Below are 21,001 nucleotides of genomic sequence, written 5' to 3' on the forward strand. Positions count from 1 at the left end.
GCCCCGACCCGCACACACCCAGCCCCACCCGCGTGGCTCCCCCACGCCGCCGCGCGCGGCGGCACCCCGCCCTCGGATCCGGTTCGGCGTGCGGCGCCACATGATCACTTGATGCTGAGCAGTTTCAGAGACGTCCTTGCGACTGCTCTCCATCAAGTGATCATGCGATCGCCCCGACGGTCGGGGAAGAGCACCGGTTGGTCGAGCGGCGCAGGTCACGGCGAAAGGCGAGCAGCCGACAAGAGCGGCGGGACGCGACGAAGGCGCCGAGCACCCCGCAAGGCAGCGAGCAGACGACGAGTGGCGGGCGCGCGGATACGACAGTGGTCGCCGGGAGCTTCCCGGCGACCCGCTCGTCGCGGTGTACGGCCCGCCTCAGCGGCGGGACGGGCTCAGCGGTGCCCCTCCGGGCGCTGCCGCCACCTGTCTTCCATCCGGTCCAGGATCGACCGGCGGCGACCGGACCGGCCGCCGCGGGGACGGCGACGACTCGTCGTGCCACCCACCACGTGCAGGTCGGGTGACTGCGCCCGCCGGTGCGACTGCACCGCGAACGCGGCCGACGCCAGCATGACGACGAAGCCCGCCACCGCCAGCGGTGGAGTCTTGATCACCGCGCCATAGACCAGTAGAGCCAAGCCAGCGATGATCACGCCGGCAGCGACGAGCAGGCGACGCCGCGCGTGGAAGCGCGGATCGCTGGCGCGCACGGCCGAGGCGAATTTGGGGTCCTCGGCAAGCGACCGCTCGATCTGCTCGAACAGCCGCTGCTCGTGCTCCGAGAGCGGCACGGCACTCCTCCCCGGTCACGTTGGTCGGGCCCACTCGGGCCGACAGACCGTGGCAGCCAACCGGCTGCTTACCCGCAAGTCTACGAGGGGGGTCGCGCGTCGGAAAGCGGGACGACCTACGGGTGGGGCGGATTTTCCTTTCGATGGGCGTCACGGTCGCCCATCAGACTGGCCGGACCTATGACGGACCGCCCGAAACGGGCAGCAGCGGCGTCCGCGGCAGCTTCCGCCTCCCGCCAACCACGCTCGGGCGCGCCGAGGGTGAGCTGTCGGGGTGCGCCCTGCGCCGGGGCGAGTCCCTCCACCCGGACACCGACGAGCCGGATCCGCTCGCCCGGGTCGAGTGCGGTGTAAAGCGCCCAGACCGTGTCGAACATCTCGCGGGCCGTGTCGGTGGGCACTGTGAGGGTGCGGGAGCGGTTGACGGTGCGGAAGTCGGCAAGCCGCACCTTGAGGGTGACCGTGCGCCCGACCTGGCCGGAGCCACGAAGCCGGACGCCCACCTTCGCGCTGAGCGTGAGCAGGGCGCGGCGGATCTCCACCGGGTCGGCCACGTCGGCGTCGAAGGTCACCTCGGCGCCTATCGACTTGTCGACGTGCTCGGGGCTGACCCGCCGCGGGTCACGGCCCCAGGCCAGCTCGTGCAGGTGCGCCGCGGACGCCGCGCCCACCGCCCGGCGGAGCATGCCCACCGGGGCCTCGGCGAGGTCGCCGACGGTGGCCAGGCCGAGCCGGCGCAGCGCCTCGGCGGCGCGCTCCCCCACGCCCCACAGGGCGTCCACCGGAAGCGGGTGCAGGAAGTCGAGGACCTGGCCGGGGGGTACGACAAGCAGGCCGTCGGGTTTGGCCCGGGTGGAGCCGAGCTTGGCCACGAACTTGCTCGGCGCCACCCCGACCGAGCAGGTCAGCTCCTGCTCGTCGGCGACCCGACGCCGGATCAGCCGGGCGATGGTCGCCGGGGAGCCGAACAGCCTGCGGGCGCCTGTCACGTCGAGGAACGCCTCGTCGAGCGAGAGCGGCTCGACCAGCGGGGTGACGTCCCGGAAGATCTGCATGACCGCCCGGGACGCGGGCGTGTACACGGTGAAGTCCGGAGGCAGGTACACCGCGTGGGGGCAGCGGGCGCGGGCCTGGCTGGTCGGCATCGCGCTGCGGACGCCGTACCGGCGGGCCTCGTAGCTGGCCGAGCTGACCACGCCGCGCGGCCCCACGCCGCCGACGATGACCGGCTTGCCGCGCAGCTCGGGGCGGCGGCGCACCTCGACGGCGGCGAAGAAGGCGTCCATGTCGACGTGCAGGATCGGGCTGGCGGAATCGTCGGCGTCCGGCCCGAAGCGCGGATCGTCGCCCCGGGGCAACGACTGGCTGCGGCCCATCCCGGCAGGTTAACCCGGGGGTACGACAGCACCACCGGCCGACCGGCCGGACCGCGTGCCGCTCAGCCCCGCACGACCAGCAGCGGCACGGTCAGCTCGGCGGCCGTGTCCGCCCCGTGGTACGCCACCAGCTTCGACGCCATCGGCCGCTCGGTGCGGCTGGCCATGACGGCGTACGTGTCGTTGCAGGTCACCACCACGTCGCCGATCCGTTCCAGGTGCTCCTCGGGCACCGGCCCGAACCAGCCGGTGGCCACCGTCTCCGCCCGGGTACGCACTCGGGCCGCGTCGCCGAGCACCCCCGACCAGGCGGCCACCACGTCGTCGACCGCGCCCGGCTCGACGTGCAGGTAGCGCACCCGGGCCTCGCCGGCGACGACCCGGACCCCGTCGCGCAGCCGTGGATCGGTGTCCAGGTCGAAGCGGTGTGCCAGGGGCACGTCGAGCTGCCCGTGGTCGGCGGTCACCAGCAGCGCCGCGTCCGGCGGCAGCCCGTCGACAAGCCGGGCGAGCAGGCCGTCCACCTCGGTGGCGGCGACCCGCCAGGGCGCCGAGTCGACTCCGCTGAGGTGTCCGTGCCGGTCCAGGTCGGCGTGGTAGCCGGAGACCAGGGTCGGCCCCGGGCCGGCGGACAGCGCGGCCAGCATGGTGGCGGCGACCTCGTCGGCGCCGGCCGCGCCCCGGAAGTCGCCGCCCCGGTTCGCGGCCAGTGTCAGCCCGCTGCCGCCGAACTCCGGTCGGCTCACCACGCTCACCGCCACCCCGGCCGCGCGGGCCCGTTGGAGCTGCGTGGGCACCGGCTGCCAGCGCAGCGGCGACGGATCGGCGGCCCAGTCGGTGTGGGTGAGCACCCGGTCGGTGCCGGGCACCCGCACGGTGAAGCCGAGCACCCCGTGCGCGCCGGGCGTGACACCGGTGCCCAGCGTCACCAGGCTCGTCGGGGTGGTGGACGGGAAACCGGCGATCAGCGGCCGACCCACAGTCGCCGCCAGCCCGGCGAGCGTCGGCGCGTACGGGGCGGCGGTCGGCACCTGGTACCAGCCGAGCCCGTCGACAAGCAGCACGGCGATCCGGCGTACCCCGGCCAGGGCGGGCACGAGCCCGAGAGGGTCGGTCGACCCGGGCACGCCCAGCACGGCGAGCGCGCTGGGCAGCACGTCGGCGAGCCGGTCCCCGCTGCCCGCCGGGCCGAGGACGGCAAGCGGCGGCGGCCCGCCACCCGGCGCGACTGTCATGCCGGCCGGCGGGCGAACAGGTGCAGCTGGGCGGCCAGGTCCCGGTACGGGGACTGCGCGGCAAGCGCCAGTTCCAGCTCGACCAGCGAGGCGGACTGCCCGTCGGCGACCGCGGCCGGCAGCAGGTCGGCCAGTACGCGTACCCCGTGGATCTCCTCGACCGTGAGCCCGGCGGCGGTGAGCAGCGCGGCGGCGCCGGGGGCGTCGTAGCGGCGGCGCAGCGTGTCGCGCGGCCCGGCGGTGCCGGCCGGGTCGGCGGCCAGCGCCGCCGCGACCTCCAGGTGACCGTTCATGGCGCGGCCCAGCACGGCGGCGGCCCGCCCCGCGACCAGGACGCTCGCCGCGCCGCCGGGGCGCAGCGCGGTGGCCAGCGCGGCGACCACCGGCGCGGGGTCGTCGACGACCTCCAGGACGGCGTGGCAGAGGACCAGGTCGACGCCGGCCGGCTCGACAAGCCCGGCCAGGGCGTCGCCGTCGCCCTGCACGGCCACGATCCGGTCGGCGACCCCGGCCTCGGCGGCCCGCCGGGTGAGCGCCGCGAGGGCGTCCGGGCTCGCGTCGACGACTGTGACCCGGTGCCCGGCGCGGGCCAGCGGAACGGCGAACCCGCCGGTGCCGCCGCCCACGTCCAGCACCGTGAGCTCGGCGTCGCCGCGCCGGTCCAGCTCGGCGCGCAGCACCGACCAGAGCACGGCGGTACGGGGGGTCAGCGGCGGCCCGGCGAACGGGCGTCGGGTCTGCTCCACCCGGTCGAGCCTAGTCACCCGGTCCAGTCAGCCCTTGCGACCGGTGGTGGCGATGCCCTCGACGAAGTGTCGTTGGGCCAGGAAGAACAGGATGATCATCGGGATGGTCGCGAGCACGCTGCCGGCGAGCACGATCTCCCACTGCTGCTCACCGCCGTAGCCGAACCGGTCCAGCACGACCTTGAGCCCGCGCGGCAGGGTGTAGAGCTGCTCGTTGCGCAGGTAGATGAGGGGCTTGAGCAGGTCCGTCCAGCTGGCCTTGAACTCGAAGACGAACGCGACGAGCAGCGCCGGCCGGATCAGGGGGAAGGCCATCTTCCAGAACAGCTGCGGATAGCTCGCCCCGTCCACACGGGCCGCCTCGAAGTACTCCCGGGGCAGCGAGAGCAGGAACTGTCGCAGCAGGAAGATGTAGAACGCCGAGCCGAACAGGTTGCCCGCCCAGAGCGGCACCTGGGTGTCGGTAAGCCCCAGGTTCGACCAGATCAGGTACGTCGGGATCATGGTGACCGCGAACGGCAGCATCATGGTCGCCAGCACCAGCCCGAAGAGCAGGTTGCGGCCGGGGAACCGGAAGTAGGCGAAGCCGAAGGCCACCCAGGCGCTGGAGATCGTCACCGCCGCGGCGGCGGCCACGCCGACCACCACGCTGTTGCCGAACCAGGTCAGCAGGGGCACGGCCTGCCACGCCTCGGCGTAGTTCTCCGGGGAGAACGGGGTGGGCAGGAAGCCGGGGGCGAAGACGTACTCGCGGGGGCGCAGCGAGGCGCTGACCAGCCAGACGAACGGCAGCATGAAGATGATCGCGGCGCCGACCAGCGCCGCGACGAACAGCACCCGGTGCCAGAGGGGCCGGCCGGCCTCCTCGGCCGGCGGGCGGCGCGCCACCGCCCGGGCCGGCTCGATGCCGGGCACCGGTGCGGCGGCGCTGCGTTCGACGGCGGTGGTCACGACTGCTCACCGGCTGCGGGGTCGTCCTCCGCCCGGGACCGTCGAGCGTTGGCCACCGGCCCGTCGGTGACCTGGTACTCGCGCGGCTCAAGGTGCTGCTCGGGCACCCAGCCCGCGGTGAGTCGGGTCCGTCGCGCGTTGGCCACGCCGTTGTGGCCCATCATGCCCGTCACTTGTCTTCTCCCTCGTAGTACACGAACCGGTTGCTGAGTTTCACCTGTACCAGCGTGATGATCAAGATGATCGCGAAGAGCAGCCAGGCCATCGCCGAGGCGAAGCCCATGTGCAGGAACTGGAACGCCTCCTGGAACAGGTGGATGACGTAGAAGCTTGCCGCGTCGCTGTTGAACGAGTTCTGGGTCTCCCGGTTGCCGAAGTACATCGTGTAGACCTCGGTGAACATCTGCAGCGACGCGATGGTGTTGACGATAAGCGTGAAGAACAGCGCCCCGGAGATCATCGGCAGGGTGACCGAACGGAACCGCGCCCACGGGCCGGCGCCGTCGATGGCCGCCGCCTCGTACAGGTCACGGGGCACGTTCTGCAACGCCGCCAGATAGATGATCACCGTGGAACCGAGGCTCCACAGGCTCATCAGGATGATGCCGGGCATCACCCAGTGCGGGTCGGTGGTCCAGCTCGGACCGTCGATCCCCACCAGGCCCAGCACCCGGTTGATCAGGCCGTCCTGGGTGTTGAGCAGCAGCAGGAAGAGGATGCCCACCGCCACCGCCGGGGTCATCACCGGCAGGTAGAACACCGTCCGGAAGAAACCCTGCAACCGGCCGACCCGCTTGAGCAGCAGCGCCAGCCCCAGCGAGATGAGCATCACCAGCGGCACGTGCAGGGCCGTGTAGTAGACGGTGTTGCCGAGGCTGCGGGCCACCGCCGGGTCGCTCATCAACTCCCGATAGTTGTCCAGTCCGGTGTACCTCGGCGCGTTGATCACGTCGTACTCGGTGAAGCTCAACCAGAGGCTGGCGACCATCGGCCCGGCGTAGAAGATCAGAAAACCGACGATCCAGGGCGCCAGGAAGAGGTACGCCCAGCGGGCCTCCCGCCGGGCCAGCGGCGTACGGCGTCGCCGGCCCGGTGCCGCAGCGGTGACGGTGGCCATCGTGGTCTACTTCGCGGCCTTGTCGAGCGCGGCGGTGGCCTCCTGCTGGGCTCGCTGCAACGCCTGCGCGGGCTGGGCCTGACCGGCGAGCACCCGGTTGACCGCGTCGTAGTACGCCTTGTCGAACTCGGCGCCGGCCGGCGAGGCGGGCATCGCGAACGCGGCGTCCTGCACCGAGCGGATGGTCGCCACCGCGTCGTCGAAGCGCTTGTTGCCGGTCGGCTGGTACAGCTCGTCGAAGATCTTCTTGTCCGCCTCGGCGTTTGCGGTGTAGACGCCGGTGAACGGCTGGCCGGCGGCCTTGCGGGCCTCCACCCGGGCCTTCGCGGCGGCCACCCACGTGTCGGTGGCGGTCATCTGCTTGACGAACGCGCACGCCGCGTCCGGGTTCTTCGCGCCCTTGGTGATCACCCAGGCCTGCCCGGCGGACTGGGTCAGCGGCTTGCCCTGCCGGTCGGTGAACGGCTTGACCACCAGCTCGGCGTTCGGGCTGTTCTTGGCGGCCTGGTTGAGGAACCACTCCTCCATCGGCCAGGCCACGATCTGGTTCTTGGACAGCGGGTTCTGCGCGCCGAAGAAGTCGAAGGTGTCCCGGAAGGACTTGAACCTGCCCCAGCCGCCCTGCTGCTGGATCAGGTTGACCCCGGTGGTCAGCGCCTCGATCACCTTGGGGTCGTCCAGCTTCGCGGTACGGCCGTCGGCGGAGAGCATGTCGACACCGTTGGCCTTGGCCCACATCGGCAGGAACTCGGGGACCTTCGGGTCGATGCCGATCCGGGAGAGCCGGCCGCCGGACACCGTGGCCAGCCGGGCGTTGAGCGCGGGCAGCGCCGCCCAGTCGGCCAGGTTCACCTGGTCGGCGGTCAGACCGGCCTTCTTGAGCAGGCCCTCGTTGAGGTAGACCACCCGGACGGTGGAGAACTCCGGGATGCCGTAGACGGTGCCGTCCAGGGTGACCTGGGCGCGGGCGGCCGGCCGGTACTGCTCCAGGTTGATGTCCTGCTTCTTCACACAGTCGGTCAGGGGCTGGATCGAACCGCGCTCGGCGTACGTGCCGATCAACTTGCGGTCCATGTAGACCAGGTCCGGCGGGTTGCCCGAGGCGACCGCGGAGAGGAACTGTTGCTCGTCGAAGGCACCCTCGGTGACCTTCAGGTCGACGTCGGGATGATCCCGCTTGAACGCGTCGACCCGGGTGGTGGCGATCTCGTCGGAGAAGCCGAAACCCATGGTGCTGAGCGCGCCCTTGGTGGCGGTGCCGCCCCCCTCGTCGTTACCGCCGCCGACTCCCCCGCAGCCGGCGAGCGCCAGGGTGAGCACCCCGGCGAACGCGGTCGCCCGCATTTTCCGTGACATGAGACCCTCCCGAACAGGTCGCGGGCGACCTTGCCCGCGACCTGCACTTCTCCTCTTCTCGGGAGGTTCAAACCTGAGGCCCCGATCAGCGAAAGTCACGGGAGGCGGGACGGACCGGCGGCTCGATCGCGTCCAGTCGATCGGCGACCAGGTTGGTCACCCCCTCGTGCCGTTGCAGTCGCCCCCGGACCACGAGCGCGGCGCTGGTGCGGGCCACCCGCCGGTAGCGCTGCCACAGCCCCGGCGAGCAGGTGACGTTGAGCATCCCGGTCTCGTCCTCCAGGTTGAGGAAGGTGACCCCGCCCGCGGTCGCCGGTCGCTGCCGGTGGGTGACGATGCCGCCGACCCGGATCCGCTGCCCGGGCTCCACCCGACCGAGCCGGGCGATCGGCACCGCCCCGAGCACGTCGAGCTGACCCCTGATGAAGCGGGCCGGATGGCTCTCCGGTGACAAACCGGTGGCCCACACGTCGGCGACCAGCCGATCCACCGCCTCCATGCCGGGCAGCGTGGGCGCCGCCGCGCCGGTCACCGTGCCGGGCAGCCGACCCGGTCGGTCCTGGGCCGCCGCGCCGGCGGCCCAGAGCGCCTCCCGCCGGGTCAGCCCGAAACAGGCGAAGGCATCCGCGGTGGCCAGCGCCTCCAGCTGCGCGGCGGTGAGACCGACCCGCCGGGCCAGATCAGGCATGTCGCGGTACGCCCCACCGGCCGTCCGCTCGGCCTCGATCCGCTCCGCCACCTCGGCGCCGAGGGTACGCACGCTGGACAGCCCCAGTCGTACGGCCGGGCCGCCCAGCCCCCAGGCGTGCGGCGGCTCCCCCGGCCCGCTGCCCCACCGGGTGTCCGGGGTGGATTCCAGCACCGCCAGAGCCCCGCTGGCGTTGATGTCCGGACGGCGGACCTCCACCCCGTGCCGGCGGGCGTCGTCGACAAGGGTCTGCGGGGAGTAGAACCCCATCGGCTGGGCGTTGAGCAGCGCCGCCAGGAACGGCGCCGGGTGGTAGCGCTTGAGCCAGGAGCTGGCGTACACCAGGTAGGCGAAGCTCATCGCGTGGCTCTCCGGGAAGCCGTAGCTGGCGAACGCGGTGAGCTTGCGGTAGACGTCGTCGGCCAGCTCGCCGGTGATGCCCCGCTCGGCCATCCCGGCGTAGAGCCGGTCGGCGATGCGGGTCATCCGCTCGACCGAGCGTTTCGCGCCCATCGCCCGGCGCAACTGGTCGGCCTCGGCCGCGTCGAAGCCGGCCAGGTCGATGGCGAGCTGCATCAGCTGCTCCTGGAACAGCGGCACACCCAGGGTCTTCTCCAGCGCGTTGCGCATCAGCGGGTGGGCGAAGGTCACCGGCTCCTGGCCGTTCTTGCGCCGGATGAACGGGTGCACCGAGCCGCCCTGGATCGGGCCGGGTCGGATCAGCGCCACCTCGACCACCAGGTCGTAGAACTCGCGGGGCTTGAGCCGGGGCAGGGTGGCCATCTGGGCGCGGCTCTCCACCTGGAACACCCCGACGGAGTCGGCCCGGCAGAGCATGTCGTAGACCTCCGGGTCGTCCAGGGTCATGTCACCCAGGTCGAGGCTCTCACCGATCATGTCGTAGCCGTAGTGCAGCGCGGAGAGCATGCCGAGGCCGAGCAGGTCGAACTTCACCAGGCCGACGGCGGCGCAGTCGTCCTTGTCCCACTGCAGGACGCTGCGGCCGGGCATCCGCCCCCACTCCACCGGGCAGACCTCGATCACCGGCCGGTCGCAGATCACCATGCCGCCGGAGTGGATGCCCAGGTGCCGGGGGAACGTCTGCAGCTCGTTCGCGTACTCCACCACCTGCTCCGGGATGCCCTCGACGTCGACCGTGGCGACCGAGCCCCACCTGTCGATCTGCTTGCTCCAGGCGTCCTGCTGACCGGGTGAGAAACCGAACGCCTTGGCCACGTCCCGTACCGCCGACCGGGGCCGGTAGGAGATGACGTTGGCGACCTGCGCGGCGTGCTCCCGGCCGTAGCGGGTGTAGACGTGCTGGATCACCTCCTCCCGACGGTCGGACTCGATGTCCACGTCGATGTCCGGTGGGCCGTCCCGTTCCGGGGCGAGGAACCGCTCGAAGAGCAGCCGGTGCCGGACCGCGTCCACGTTGGTGATGCGCAGCGCGTAGCAGACCGCCGAGTTGGCCGCCGAGCCCCGGCCCTGGCAGTAGATGTCCTGCTCACGGCAGAAACTGACGATGTCGTAGACCACCAGGAAGTAGCCGGGGAAGCCCAGCTCCTCGATCATGTTCAGCTCGTGGTCGAGTTGCGCGTACGCCGTCGGGTGCGCCTGCGGCGGCCCGTAGCGCTCGTGCGCGCCGTCGGCGGTCAGCTTGCGCAGCCAGCTCATCTCGGTGTGCCCCGGCGGCACCGGGTACGCCGGCAGTTGCGGCGCGACCAGTTGCAGGTCGAAGGCCAACTCGGCGCCGAACTCGGCGGCCCGGGCCACCGCACCCGGGTACGCGGCGAACCGGGCCGCCATCTCCGCGCCGCTGCGCAGGTGGGCGGTTGCCGCCGCCGGCAGCCACCCGTCGATCTCGTCCAGGCTGCGTCGGGCCCGCACCGCGGCGACGGTGGTGGCCAACCGACGCCGGCCGGGGCTGGCGTAGTGCACGTTGTTGCTGGCCACCGTCGGCAGCCCGGCCGCGGCGGCCAGCTCGGCGAGCGCGTCGTTGCGGTCGGCGTCGACGGGATGCCCGTGGTCGGTCAGCTCCACCGCCACCGTCTCCGCGCCGAAGAGCGCGGTCAGCCGGTCCAGTTCGCGGGCCGCCGCGTCCACCCCCTCGGTGAGCAGCGCCCCCGGCACGTGCCCCTTGCGGCAGCCGGTCAGCACCAGCACGTGGTCGCGCAGCTCGGCGGCGACCTCCTCCAGCTCCCCGTAGACCGGGCGGCCCTTCTCCCCGCCGCGGAGCTGGGCGCGGGCGATGGTGGTGGCCAGCCGGGCGTACCCCTCGTGGCCGTGCGCGAGCACCAGCAGGTGCGCGCCGTGCGGGTCGGGCTCGCCGTTCTGCGGGCCGGGCAGCCCGAGGGACAGCTCCGCGCCGAAGATGGTCGGCAGGCCGAGCGTACGAGCCGCCTCGGCGAAGCGGACCACCCCGTAGAAGCCGTCGTGGTCGGTGACGGCGAGCGCGGTGAGCCCCAACCGGGCCGCCTCCTCGGCCAGCTCCTCCGGGTGGCTGGCGCCGTCGAGGAAGCTGAAGTTGGTGTGCGCGTGCAGCTCCGCGTAGGGCACCACCCCGTCGGGGCGGGTCAGCTCCGGCGGCTGGTACTGCTCGCGCCGGCGACTCCAGGCCGGGGAGTCCCCACCGTCGGCGTCCACGGCGAGCGGATCCACCACGTGCAGGTGCCGTTCGCCTCTGCTTCCCCCGTCACCGCCAGCCCGGGTGCCACCGGCCCGGGTGCCGCCGGCCCGGCCGGAGAGCACCCGCTCCAGCTCCGACCAGGGCATCTTCGGGTTGTGAAAGCTCATCCGGCCACTCCGGCCACTCGGACCGCGCCGCCCGCACCACCCGCTCGGACCGCATCACCCGCTCGGACCGCGCCACCCGCTCGGACCGCGCCGACCGCTTGGACCGGTCGGGCCGGCCCGGCGGCGGTGCCACGACCGGCCAGCCACCGGGCCGCACGCGACCCCGCCGGCGGCGAAGGGTTCGGTGAGCGATATGACTCACAGTCATAAATATGACTCCCAGTCATATCGCTCACCGGGACATCTGCCACCCGGCCAACGCCGAACCGGCCCATGCCGATCATGGGCCGACCTGGCTCAGTCATAGATCGCCTCCACCAGCCACTGACCGGACTCCACGGCGAGCAGCAGAGCGGTGCCGTCGGCGAGGCTGACCTGGAACCGGGCCCGGCGACGGGCCTCGGCCGGCGCCCACCAGCGCTCGTCCACCGGCCACGGACCGGCCCAGCCCACGATCTCCGCCGGCCGGCCGGTGCCGACCACCAGTCGGGCGGGAACAGCGCTCACCGCCAACCGCGCACTGATCACCACCGGCTCGCCGGCGGCGTCGTGCACGGTCGCGGCGAGCGGACTGGGCAGCACCACAGCGGGCGCGGGCGGCGGCAGCCGGCCCGGCCACGGCGGAACGTCCCCACCGCGATCAGCGGGCCGACCGGCACCGCCGGCCCGGCCACCGTCAGCCCGGCCACCGTCAGCCCGGCCACCGTCAGCCCGGCCACCGTCAGCCCGGCCACCGTCAGCCCGGCCACCGTCAGCCCGGCCACCGTCAGCCCGGCCACCGTCAGCCCGGCTACCGCCGACACGGTCACCGCCGGCAAGACCACCGCCGGCCCAGTCACTGCCGGCACGGGTTCCGCCGGCACGGCCACCGCCGGTGGCCCGATCGGCGCCGGCGACGGCCGGCGGACCGGGTCGGGCGGGGAGCCGCTCGTCGCCCCACGGCACCAGGCGCACCTGGTCGGCCGGGGAGCGCCCACCGCCGAGCACGGCCGTGACCACCGCTTCCGGGCCGAGGATGCCCTGTACCCGACTCAATGCCCGGTGCGCCCGCTCCCGCTCCTCGCCCGTCTCCCCCCAGAGACCGGCCTGCAGGCCGGCCTGGGCGAGCACCCCGTCCGGGATCAGCCGCAGCCGGATGATGCCGGCGGTCGGTCGGGCCGGTCGGGCGCCGGTGCGGCCGTTGCTGCCGGAGAGCCAGCCGTCGAGCTGCCAGCGCACCCGGTCGGCGATGGCGGCGGCGGTGAGCAGGCCGTCGTGCCGCCACACCCGGTGCAGCTCCTGCCCGTGCTCGGTGACCGCCTCGATGCCGAGCCGGGTGCAGGCCAGCCCGTGCCCGGCGAGCCGGTCGTGCAACTGCTCGGCCAACGCTCGGGCGGCGAACGCCGCCGCGTCGACCCGGTCGATCGGCTCGTCGTACGTGGCGGTCACCGTCAGGTCGGTGGGCGGCTCCCGGACGGCGAGTGGGCGGTGATCCCGGCCGGCGGCCAACCGGTGGGCCAGCGCGCCGTCGAACCCGAACCGGGCCAGCACGTCGCCGGCCGGTAGCGCGGCGAAGTCGCCGAGGGTCCGCACCCCCAGCCGGCGCAGCAGGTCGGCCAGCGCGGACCGACCGAGCGCCTCGACCGGCATCCCGGCCAGGAACGCCGGTGTTCCACCCGGCTCCACCACCCGGCCGGCGCGGGCGGCCAACCCCGCGGCGAACACCCCGTCGGCGATGCCCACCTGGCTCTCCACCAGACAGGACTGGGCGACGTGCTCGATGAGCCGCTCGGCGGCCGCCTCCTCGCCACCGAGGTAGCGACTCGGGCCCCGGGCGGCAACCGCACAGGCGCCCGGACGGACCACCTCGACGCCGGCGACCAGTTCCTCCAGCGCGGCGACCACCGGCTCGAACGCCCGGGCGTCCCGGCCGGGGTCGTACTCCACGACGGTGAGCTGCGGACAACGGCCCTGCGCCTCCCGCTTGCGCAGCCCTCGGCGCACGCCCTCGGCGCGGGCCCGCTCGGAGCAGGCGACCACCCGGTTGGCGTGCAGCACGGCGACCGGACCGGTGGCCGGCACCCCGTCGACGATCTCGGCGGCGAGCACCGGCCAGTCCGGGCACCACAGCAACAGGGTCCGGATCGGCGAGCCCGTCACCCCGACCCGACCAGGGCGAGCGACACGGACGGACGGCCCACTGTCGACCGGGCCGCCCCGGGAATGACCCGGGTGAGCTCGGCGCCGGGGAGCCAGACCTTGATCTCCTTGGGGCGGGCGGCTGCTCCGCGCCCACGCGCCGAGACGGTGACCTCCCGGCGACGCAGCCGCCCCCGGCCCTGGCCGAGCCCCTCCCAGACGCCACGGACCACCTGCAACGTCACGTCCGCGCCGTCCCACCGGCCGTACGGAACGAGCACACTGCCGCGCTGTCGGGCCCGCGCGGCCAGCCGGGTGGCGACCGAGGCGGAGACCGCAGCGGGTACGGCGGTGACCACGACGTCCACCCCGTCGATCAGCGCGGCGACAACTGTGGCCCACTCGGGGCCGGGATTCGGTACCAGGGCCAGCCGGTCCAGGGCGATGCCCAGCTCGGCTGCCGCACCCGCGCCGAACGTCGGCACTCCGACCACGGCGCACCACGAACCGGCCCGGGACGCCTCGGCCAGCAGGGCCAGCACCAGCGAGGTGCCGCCACTGCGTCGGGGTTGACCTGCGGCGACCGCGATCGTGCTGCCGCGACGCAGGCCCCGGTTGGGCAGCAGGCCGGTCAGCTCGGGCGCCACCGGCAGCACCCGGTGGCCGCCGACCGGATCGGGTGCGCTCGCCGGGCGTACCAGATCGGCCAGTGCGGCGGAACCGACCACCATGCGGCCCGCCATGGGACCAACCCCCCGTCGTTGCTGTGGAACAGATCAGGACCGACGCACCGTGACGCCGGCCGCCCGGCTTCCCTTCCAGGCGGTCGGCATCACGGCGGGCTCACGCGGCGAGGCCGTCCAGGGCCGGTTGGTGTGCCACGCCGAGCGCGGTCTCCACCACCGTGACGAACTGTTCGGCGGCGCGGAGCAGATCGTCGGCCTCACGGGCGCTGACCACCCGGGGGATGCCGGCTTCGGCGGCGGCTCGCTTGCTGGCCCCGGCGGCGAAGAACCGGGACCACTCGTCGAGCTCGGGGGCGACGGCGCAGAGCAGAACCCAGACGCTGGTGATCCGGTTGCGCCGGCTCGGGGCGGGCCGGGCCCGGGCGGCGAGCAGGGCGGCCGCCGCGCGCAACGCCGCCAGGTGGGCGGCCGCGTAGCGCAGGCCGTCGGGTCGGGTCTGGCCGGCCTCGACCAGCCCACGGCGGGCCAGGGTGAGGAGCTGGGCAGGGGTGCGGTGCGGCAGCACGTGCGCCGGCACCGTCGGTGCCTGAGCCGGGTTGGTCGGCATGGACTGTCTCCTCCACATGGCCGGGGCGTCGGCCGGGGCGGTGGTGCCGCCGACGAGACGCCGAGGTCGGGTGGTGCGGAGGAAGACGCACCGGGGGTGGCCGGCCGGGTGTGGATGCTTCCCCACACCACACCCGGCCGGCGTACCGGCGGGTTCGTCGCTCGCCGCCCGGGGGTCGTGGGCGGCGAGCGACGCTCCTGCCTGATGGGACCGGGCTCGCGACTGCCCGGAAACCCAGGTGCGGCCCGCGAAGCCACACCGCCCGGAGCTGGCGCCGCGAAACACCGCGCTCCGGCTGGTTGGAACGGGCGTTCGAGGCAATCGAACACTCGTTCTAACTGCTCCTGACAGTACACCTCCCCTCCGACGAAAATGCAACGTGTGACGCGCCGGGGCTCGCGTCGATGCGTACCGGCGTGAACCGGCACCGGCGGACCGGGAAGAATGTCCCCATGCAGCCACACCCGAACGTACGGGCGGTGCAGGACGCACTCGACGGCGCCGGTGCGCGCGACGACGCCGGCCAGCCCAGCACGGTCCGCCTGCTGCCCGACGCGGTGCACACCGCGGCAGCCGCCGCCGAGGCGCTCGGCGTCGAGGTCGGCCAGATCGCCAACTCGCTGATCTTCGACGCGGACGACGCGCCGCTGCTCGTGCTCACCTCCGGCGCGCACCGGGTCGACACCGCCGGCCTGGCCGCGTCCATCGGAGTCACCCGGCTGCGCCGGGCCACCCCGGAGTTCGTCCGCACGCACACCGGGCAGCCGATCGGCGGAGTCGCCCCGCTCGGGCACCCGCAGCCGCTGCGCACCCTGGTGGACACCGCGCTGGCGGCGTACCCGCAGATCTGGGCCGCGGGCGGCGTACCGCAGGCGGTCTTCCCGACCACCTACGCCGAGCTGCTGCGCGTCACCGCCGGCACCCCGGCCGAGGTGGCGTGAGCGCCGTACCGGAGCTGGTCACCCTGCACGTGTGGCGGACTCCCCGCGGCGCGCTGCCCCGGGCGCTGACCCGGATGGCGGTGGACCCGCGTCGGCTGCGGGCCCTGCCGGGCGTCCGGTTCGGCAAGCTGCTGGGCACGGGGACCGGCACCGGCTTCGGGCCGGGCGACGCCGACCTGACCCGGTGGGCGGCGCTTACCGTCTGGGACTCCCCCGCCGCGGCGGCCGGCTTCGACGACTCGCCGGTCGGACGCGCCTGGGCACGGATCGCCCACGCCCAGGCCCGGGTCGACCTACGCCCGCTGAGCAGCCGGGGCGAGTGGTCCGGCCGGCGGCCGTTCGGCGAGCCGCCGGGCGGCCGGGTCACCGGCCCGGTGCTGGCGCTGACCCGGGCCCGGTTGCGGGCCCGCCGGGCGGCCACCTTCTGGCGGGCGATCCCGCCGGTGGCCGCCGCCCTGCGCGACGCGCCCGGGTTGCTGGCCCGGTTCGGCGTCGGTGAGGCCCCGCTGGGTTGGCAGGGCACGGTGAGCGTGTGGCGTGACCCGACGGACCTGGTGGCGTTCGCGTACCGTCACCCGGAGCATCGGGCGGCGATCATGCGAACCCCCACCGCGGGCTGGTACGCCGAGGAGCTGTTCGCCCGGTTCGAGGTACGCGACGTGGTCGGCGACCGGACGGTCCTCGGGTGGGTCGCCGACGACGACCAGGCGACAGTGAAGGGTGGACGGGCATGAGGTTGGTGCGCTGGACGCCGGACGATCTCGTCCGACGGCTGGACGACGTGGTGGCCGTCTACGGCGAGGCGATGGGATACCGCACCGATCTGCTGGAGGCCCGGCGCGGCTACATCGCCACCCACGTCCGCCGGCCCGGGTTCCGGGCCGTGGCCAGCCTGACCAGCGAGGGTCACCTCGCCGGCTTCGGGTACGGCTATCTGGGCGGTCCGGGTCAGTGGTGGCACGACCAGGTGTACCGGGCGCTGGACGGCCCGACCCGCAAGCGCTGGCTCACCCACTGCTTCGAGGTGGTCGAGCTGCACGTCCGCCCGCCGGCGCAGGGGCACGGGCTGGGCGCCGGACAGTTGCGGGCGCTGCTCACGATGGCCGAGGGCGACACGACGCTGCTGTCCACCCCGGAGGCCCCGGAGCAGACCTCGCGGGCCTGGCGGCTGTACCGGCGGTTCGGCTTCGTCGACGTGCTGCGCGACTTCCACTTCCCCGGTGACGAACGGCCCTTCGGCGTACTCGGTCGAGATCTGCCGCTTGAGCCGTCCGCGTCATGACCCGGCGGATCTCCTGGACGCTGCTGGCCGTCCTGGTGCTCGCCCAGATCTGCTACCCGCTGACCACCGGTGCCACCCGGGCCGGGCTGACCGTGGCCACTGTCGTGCTCGGCTGGTTGCTCTCGGTCGGTCACGCGCTGCTCAGTCGCGGGCCCCGGGTCGCGGCGGCGCTTGTCGCGGTGGCCACCGGCGGCGGGTTCGCGATCGAGGCGATCGGGGTGGCCACCGGTGTGCCGTTCGGCAGCTACGACTACTCGGGTGAGCTGGGCCCCAAGCTGGCCGGGGTGCCGTTGATCATCCCGCTGGCGTGGACCTGGATGGCCTGGCCGGCGTGGCTGGCCGCGGTCCGCCTGACCGGCGGCAGCGGCACGCCGACCGACAGCCGCACGACGGCCAGCCACGGCACGCCGGTCGGCAGCGGCACGACGGTCGGCAGCGGCACGACGGCCGGCCGGTGGGTGGGCAGGATCGCGCTGGCGGCGGTGGGGCTGGCCGCCTGGGACCTCTTCCTCGACCCGCAGATGGTCGCCGAGGGCTACTGGGTCTGGCGGGACGCCACCCCGGCGCTGCCCGGCCTGGCCGGCATCCCGGTCAGCAACTACCTGGGCTGGCTGCTCTTCGCGGTGCTGCTGATGAGCGCGCTGCGCCCGTTGGCCGGGCCGTCCGCCGAGCACACCGATCGGCGGGACCACCCGATGCTCGCGCTGTACCTGTGGACGTACTTCTCCAGCATCCTGGCCCACGCGGTCTTCCTGGACCTGCCCGCGTCGGCGCTCTGGGGCACCGCCGGCATGGCGGTCACCGCCGTGCCGTTGACGGTCACCCTGCTGCGCGCCCGCCGGCCCCACCACGCGCGCCGGGACGACCACCAACCGCACCGCCCCGGCGTCGACGCGACCCGATGATCGTCCTGGCCGCACTGCTGCTCGCCGTCGCGGCGCTGACCGGGCACACCTGGGTCAACGCCGCCCGATGGCTGCGTCGCCCCACCGACCGACCCGACGACGTCGACGAGCCGGTGGCCGTCCTGCTGCCGCTTCGCGACGAGGCCACCCGGGTCACGCCCTGTCTCCGCGCCCTGCTCGCCCAGCGTGGTGTGCCGGCGCTGCGCATCGTGGTCCTCGACGACGGATCCACCGACGGCACCGCCGACGTGGTCCGCGCGGTCGTCGGCGACGACCCGCGGGTCACCCTGCTCAGCGGGGTCGCCCCGCCGCCGGGCTGGTTGGGCAAGCCGCACGCCTGCTGGCAGTTGGCCACCCGGGCCGACCCGGGGGCCACCGCGCTGGTCTTCGTCGACGCCGACGTGGTGCTCGCCCCGCACGCCGTGGCCGCCGCCGTCACCGAACTGCGCGCCGCCCGCGCGACGCTGCTGTCGCCGTACCCCCGGATCGTGGTGGCGACGGCTGCCGACCGGCTCGTGCAGCCGCTGTTGCAGTGGTTGTGGCTGACCTTCCTGCCGCTGCGGGCGATGGAGCGCTCGCGGCGGCCGTCGCTGGCCGCGGCAGGCGGGCAGTTCCTGGTGGTGGACCGGGCCGGCTACACCGCCGCCGGCGGGCACGCCGCCGTCGCCGACAAGATCCTGGAGGACGTCGAGCTGGCCCGGGCGGTCAAGCGCGCCGGCGGGCGGATCGCCCTGGCCGACGGCTCCCGGCTGGCCACCTGCCGGATGTACGACGACTGGCCGCAACTGCGTGACGGGTACTCGAAGTCGCTGTGGGCGTCGTTCGGGCACCCCGGCGCGGCGGCCACCGTGGTGACACTGCTGCTCCTGCTCTACACCGCTCCGCCGCTGGTCGCGCTGGTCGGGCTCGTGGTCGGCTCGACGCAGGTGGCCGCCGTGGGCCTGGCGGGCTACCTGCTCGGGGTGGCCGGGCGGGTGCTCACCGCCCGCGCGACAGGCGGCCGGTGGTGGCCCGACGCGCTCGCACACCCCGTGTCGGTCGTGGTCCTCGGTTGGTTGACGCTGCGGTCGTACCATCTGCGAAAGCGACGCCGCCTGACCTGGCGGGGCCGCCCGGTCAGCTAGGAGGGCGCGGCATGGCGCGGATCGTGGTCGTCGGCGCCGGGGTGGGTGGCCTCGCCACCGCCGCCCGGCTGGCCGCAACCGGGCACCAGGTGACCGTCTTCGAGGCCGCCGACACGGTCGGCGGCAAGCTCGGCCGGTACGTGCACGACACCCCGGCCGGGTCGTTCCACTTCGACACCGGGCCGAGCCTGCTCACCCTGCCGCAGGTCTTCCACGACCTGTTCGAGGCGACCGGGGCGAAGCTCGACGAGTACCTGGACCTGACGCCGCTGGACCCGATCGTCCGGCACGTCTTTCCCGGCGGTGGCCCGGCACTGGATTCGTGCGCCGACCCGGCGGAGTTCGCCGCCCGGATCGGGGCCGCCCTCGGCGACCGGGCGGCGGCCGACTGGCAGCGACTGTGGGGCCGCGCCGAACGGGTGTGGCGGGCCTCCGAGCGGGACATCCTGCGCCGTACCGTCGACTCCCCCCGCGACCTCGCGTCGCTGGCCTGGCGCATCGGCGACCTGGCCGCCATCGCCCCGGGCCGCACCCTGCGCGGCCTGGGCCGCCGGCACCTGTCCGACCCGCGGCTGCGGATGCTGCTGGACCGGTACGCCACCTACACCGGCGCCGACCCGCGCCGGGCGCCGGCGGCGCTGGTCGCGGTCCCGTACGCCGAACTGACCTACGGCGGGTGGTACCTGCGCGGCGGGCTGGGCACGCTCGCCGACGCGCTGCTGACCCGCTGCCTGGACCTCGGCGTGGTCGTGCAGACCGGCACCGCGGTGACCCGGATCGACGCGGCGGGCGGGCGGGTGCACGGGGTACGCCTCGCCGGCGTCACCGCGCCGGTGCCCGCCGACGTGGTGGTGGCAAACGTCGACGCGCTCACCGTCTACCGCGACCTGCTGCCGCACGCGCGCCGGCTGGCCGGCCTGACCGATCGCAGCCTGGCCGGTTTCGTGCTGCTGCTCGGCGTCTCCGGCAGCACCGGCCTGGCGCACCACAACGTCTTCTTCCCGCGCGACTACGACGCGGAGTTCGACGCGGTCTTCGGCGACCCGGGACGGGGCGTACGGGCCCGACCGGCGGCCGACCCGACGGTGTTCGTCACGGTGGCCGACGACCCGATGGTCCGCCCGGCCGGGCACGAGGCGTGGTTCGTGCTGGTCAACGCCGCCCGGCAGGGCACCGCCGGTGGCGCGGTCGACTGGCGACGCCCGGGGCTGGCCGACGCGTACGCCGACCGGATCCTGGACGTCCTGGCCGAACGCGGCGTCGACGTGCGGGACCGGCTGCTGTTCCGCGAGGTGCGCACCCCGGCCGACCTGGACGCGGCGACCGGGACGCCGGGCGGCGCGATCTACGGCACCGCCGGTGGGCTGCTGCGCCCGGCCAACCGGGGCCCGGCGCACGGGTTGTGGCTGGTGGGCGGCTCCAGCCACCCCGGCGGCGGCCTGCCCATGGTGACCCTCTCCGCGCAGATCGTCGCCGACGAGATCGGCCCCGCCTGGTAGGCCCGACCACTCAGCCGGCGGGTCGCTCAGCCGACCGGAGCGCCCAGCCGACCGGAGGGCTCAGCCGGCGTCGAGCAGGGCGCGGCGGACGGTGGAGAGCAGTTGCCCCAGCCCGAAGCCGGCCAGCAGCACCCACACCGCGGTCGCCATGGTGATGGTGCCGGCGGCCAGGTCCGGTTCGATCAGACCGGCCAGCCCGGCGACCACCAGGCCCGCCAGCGCGACCGAGACCCGGGTGGGTCGTTCGCCGACGGTCACCGCGCCGATGTCGCGCATCCCGGCGGACACCGCGCGGGCCCGGACGTACTCGTGCAGCCAGGACAGCGCGCCGCCCGCGACGACAAGCGCGCCCGGCGCGCCGACCAGCCAGAACGCCAGCAGCCACGCCACCTCGCCGAGCCGGTCGGCAAGCGAGTCGTAGACGTAGCCGAGTCGGGTGGTGCGACCGGTGGCGACCGCCACCGCGCCGTCCACGCTGTCGGCCACCGCGGCGAGCAGCACGAACAACGCGCCGAGGAACGGGCCGTCGCCGGGCCGGGTCGCCAGCAACGGTACGCAGAAGCAGAGCAGCACCCCCGCCACGGTGACCGGGGTGGGGCCGACCCGCAGCCGGCCCAGCACATACCCGACGTGGTACGCGAACCGCAGCCAGGCGCGCACCACCGGCGCGGCGACCCGCGGGTCGAACCCGCCGTGCAACCGCGCCCACGCCGTGGCGTACTGGTCCCAGTTCAGCTGTGTGCCCACCTGAGGATCAACCGTCGTGCCGGGCATCAGGTGTCG

Annotated in this window: 19 protein-coding genes; 6 read left to right on the top strand and 13 right to left on the bottom strand. The window is 74.1% G+C overall.

Going from position 1 to position 21,001, the window contains the following annotated elements:
* Positions 1-392: 392 nt before the first annotated feature.
* From MILUP08_RS25350 to MILUP08_RS25400, 12 genes are all read right to left on the bottom strand, one after another.
* Positions 393-791 (bottom strand): DUF3040 domain-containing protein, encoded by a 399-nt coding sequence (locus MILUP08_RS25350; protein WP_007463044.1) that lies wholly within the window; start codon positions 789-791, stop codon positions 393-395.
* Positions 792-907: 116 nt separating this feature from the next.
* A complete protein-coding gene (locus MILUP08_RS25355; RefSeq protein WP_007463046.1) occupies positions 908-2,167 on the bottom strand; it encodes a DNA polymerase IV in 1,260 nt (419 codons plus the stop codon).
* A gap of 62 nt (positions 2,168-2,229) precedes the next feature.
* Positions 2,230-3,402 carry an alkaline phosphatase family protein gene (locus MILUP08_RS25360; RefSeq protein WP_007463048.1) on the bottom strand — a complete coding sequence of 391 codons (1,173 nt, stop codon included), beginning with the start codon at positions 3,400-3,402 and terminating at the stop codon, positions 2,230-2,232.
* Positions 3,399-4,166 carry a methyltransferase domain-containing protein gene (locus tag MILUP08_RS25365; RefSeq protein WP_039906629.1) on the bottom strand — a complete coding sequence of 256 codons (768 nt, stop codon included), beginning with the start codon at positions 4,164-4,166 and terminating at the stop codon, positions 3,399-3,401. The genes MILUP08_RS25360 and MILUP08_RS25365 overlap by 4 nt, the downstream gene beginning before the upstream one ends.
* A 9-nt stretch (positions 4,167-4,175) precedes the next feature.
* On the bottom strand, positions 4,176-5,099 hold the full coding sequence (locus tag MILUP08_RS25370; RefSeq protein WP_007463052.1) for a carbohydrate ABC transporter permease: 924 nt from the start codon (positions 5,097-5,099) through the stop codon (positions 4,176-4,178).
* Positions 5,096-5,272, bottom strand: coding sequence for a hypothetical protein (locus MILUP08_RS36110; RefSeq protein WP_007463054.1), 177 nt, complete (start codon positions 5,270-5,272; stop codon positions 5,096-5,098). The genes MILUP08_RS25370 and MILUP08_RS36110 overlap by 4 nt, the downstream gene beginning before the upstream one ends.
* A complete protein-coding gene (locus tag MILUP08_RS25375; protein WP_007463055.1) occupies positions 5,269-6,216 on the bottom strand; it encodes a carbohydrate ABC transporter permease in 948 nt (315 codons plus the stop codon). Before MILUP08_RS25375 ends, MILUP08_RS36110 begins: the two co-directional genes overlap by 4 nt.
* Positions 6,217-6,222: 6 nt before the next feature.
* A complete protein-coding gene (locus tag MILUP08_RS25380) occupies positions 6,223-7,572 on the bottom strand; it encodes an extracellular solute-binding protein (RefSeq protein WP_007463058.1) in 1,350 nt (449 codons plus the stop codon).
* Between the two features lie 85 nt (positions 7,573-7,657).
* A complete protein-coding gene (locus MILUP08_RS25385) occupies positions 7,658-11,056 on the bottom strand; it encodes an error-prone DNA polymerase (protein ID WP_007463063.1) in 3,399 nt (1,132 codons plus the stop codon).
* A gap of 297 nt (positions 11,057-11,353) precedes the next feature.
* Positions 11,354-13,195: a DNA polymerase Y family protein gene (locus tag MILUP08_RS25390; protein WP_007463066.1), complete on the bottom strand. Its 1,842-nt coding sequence runs from the start codon at positions 13,193-13,195 to the stop codon at positions 11,354-11,356.
* Complete coding sequence (locus tag MILUP08_RS25395; protein ID WP_007463068.1) at positions 13,192-13,917, bottom strand: hypothetical protein; 726 nt, start codon at positions 13,915-13,917, stop codon at positions 13,192-13,194. The genes MILUP08_RS25390 and MILUP08_RS25395 overlap by 4 nt, the downstream gene beginning before the upstream one ends.
* Positions 13,918-14,017: 100 nt before the next feature.
* Complete coding sequence (locus MILUP08_RS25400) at positions 14,018-14,467, bottom strand: SAV_6107 family HEPN domain-containing protein (RefSeq protein WP_007463070.1); 450 nt, start codon at positions 14,465-14,467, stop codon at positions 14,018-14,020.
* Between the two features lie 452 nt (positions 14,468-14,919).
* Between MILUP08_RS25400 and MILUP08_RS25405 the strand changes: the two genes are divergently transcribed.
* From MILUP08_RS25405 to MILUP08_RS25430, 6 genes are read left to right on the top strand one after another with little or no spacing between them, the layout of a single operon-like run.
* The gene (locus MILUP08_RS25405) at positions 14,920-15,408 is read left to right on the top strand and encodes a YbaK/EbsC family protein (protein ID WP_039908776.1); all 489 of its coding nucleotides are present in this window, start codon (positions 14,920-14,922) and stop codon (positions 15,406-15,408) included.
* Positions 15,405-16,142, top strand: coding sequence for a hypothetical protein (locus tag MILUP08_RS25410; RefSeq protein WP_007463074.1), 738 nt, complete (start codon positions 15,405-15,407; stop codon positions 16,140-16,142). The genes MILUP08_RS25405 and MILUP08_RS25410 overlap by 4 nt, the downstream gene beginning before the upstream one ends.
* A complete protein-coding gene (locus tag MILUP08_RS25415) occupies positions 16,139-16,690 on the top strand; it encodes a GNAT family N-acetyltransferase (RefSeq protein ID WP_007463076.1) in 552 nt (183 codons plus the stop codon). The genes MILUP08_RS25410 and MILUP08_RS25415 overlap by 4 nt, the downstream gene beginning before the upstream one ends.
* Positions 16,687-17,595, top strand: a complete 909-nt coding sequence (locus MILUP08_RS25420) for a carotenoid biosynthesis protein (RefSeq protein WP_007463078.1) — start codon at positions 16,687-16,689, stop codon at positions 17,593-17,595. Before MILUP08_RS25415 ends, MILUP08_RS25420 begins: the two co-directional genes overlap by 4 nt.
* Positions 17,592-18,719, top strand: a complete 1,128-nt coding sequence (locus MILUP08_RS25425; protein ID WP_007463079.1) for a glycosyltransferase family 2 protein — start codon at positions 17,592-17,594, stop codon at positions 18,717-18,719. Before MILUP08_RS25420 ends, MILUP08_RS25425 begins: the two co-directional genes overlap by 4 nt.
* 11 nt (positions 18,720-18,730) lie before the next feature.
* Positions 18,731-20,218: a phytoene desaturase family protein gene (locus MILUP08_RS25430; RefSeq protein WP_007463081.1), complete on the top strand. Its 1,488-nt coding sequence runs from the start codon at positions 18,731-18,733 to the stop codon at positions 20,216-20,218.
* 60 nt (positions 20,219-20,278) lie between these two features.
* Here the strand turns inward: MILUP08_RS25430 and MILUP08_RS25435 are convergent, their stop codons facing one another.
* Complete coding sequence (locus MILUP08_RS25435) at positions 20,279-20,992, bottom strand: CDP-alcohol phosphatidyltransferase family protein (RefSeq protein ID WP_007463082.1); 714 nt, start codon at positions 20,990-20,992, stop codon at positions 20,279-20,281.
* Positions 20,993-21,001: the final 9 nt, after the last annotated feature.

The organism is Micromonospora lupini str. Lupac 08 (assembly GCF_000297395.2).
GTDB classification, from domain to species: domain Bacteria; phylum Actinomycetota; class Actinomycetes; order Mycobacteriales; family Micromonosporaceae; genus Micromonospora; species Micromonospora lupini.

Bases quoted from the DNA above. Each gene is read 5' to 3' on its own strand.
- MILUP08_RS25355 (WP_007463046.1), bottom strand. From the start codon at position 2,167: ATGGGCCGCAGCCAGTCGTTGCCCCGGGGCGACGATCCGCGCTTCGGG.
- MILUP08_RS25360 (WP_007463048.1), bottom strand. From the start codon at position 3,402: ATGACAGTCGCGCCGGGTGGCGGGCCGCCGCCGCTTGCCGTCCTCGGC.
- MILUP08_RS25375 (WP_007463055.1), bottom strand. From the start codon at position 6,216: ATGGCCACCGTCACCGCTGCGGCACCGGGCCGGCGACGCCGTACGCCG.
- MILUP08_RS25380 (WP_007463058.1), bottom strand. From the start codon at position 7,572: ATGTCACGGAAAATGCGGGCGACCGCGTTCGCCGGGGTGCTCACCCTG.
- MILUP08_RS25385 (WP_007463063.1), bottom strand. From the start codon at position 11,056: ATGAGCTTTCACAACCCGAAGATGCCCTGGTCGGAGCTGGAGCGGGTG.
- MILUP08_RS25395 (WP_007463068.1), bottom strand. From the start codon at position 13,917: ATGGCGGGCCGCATGGTGGTCGGTTCCGCCGCACTGGCCGATCTGGTA.
- MILUP08_RS25400 (WP_007463070.1), bottom strand. From the start codon at position 14,467: ATGCCGACCAACCCGGCTCAGGCACCGACGGTGCCGGCGCACGTGCTG.
- MILUP08_RS25405 (WP_039908776.1), top strand. From the start codon at position 14,920: ATGCAGCCACACCCGAACGTACGGGCGGTGCAGGACGCACTCGACGGC.
- MILUP08_RS25415 (WP_007463076.1), top strand. From the start codon at position 16,139: ATGAGGTTGGTGCGCTGGACGCCGGACGATCTCGTCCGACGGCTGGAC.
- MILUP08_RS25420 (WP_007463078.1), top strand. From the start codon at position 16,687: ATGACCCGGCGGATCTCCTGGACGCTGCTGGCCGTCCTGGTGCTCGCC.
- MILUP08_RS25425 (WP_007463079.1), top strand. From the start codon at position 17,592: ATGATCGTCCTGGCCGCACTGCTGCTCGCCGTCGCGGCGCTGACCGGG.
- MILUP08_RS25430 (WP_007463081.1), top strand. From the start codon at position 18,731: ATGGCGCGGATCGTGGTCGTCGGCGCCGGGGTGGGTGGCCTCGCCACC.
- MILUP08_RS25435 (WP_007463082.1), bottom strand. From the start codon at position 20,992: ATGCCCGGCACGACGGTTGATCCTCAGGTGGGCACACAGCTGAACTGG.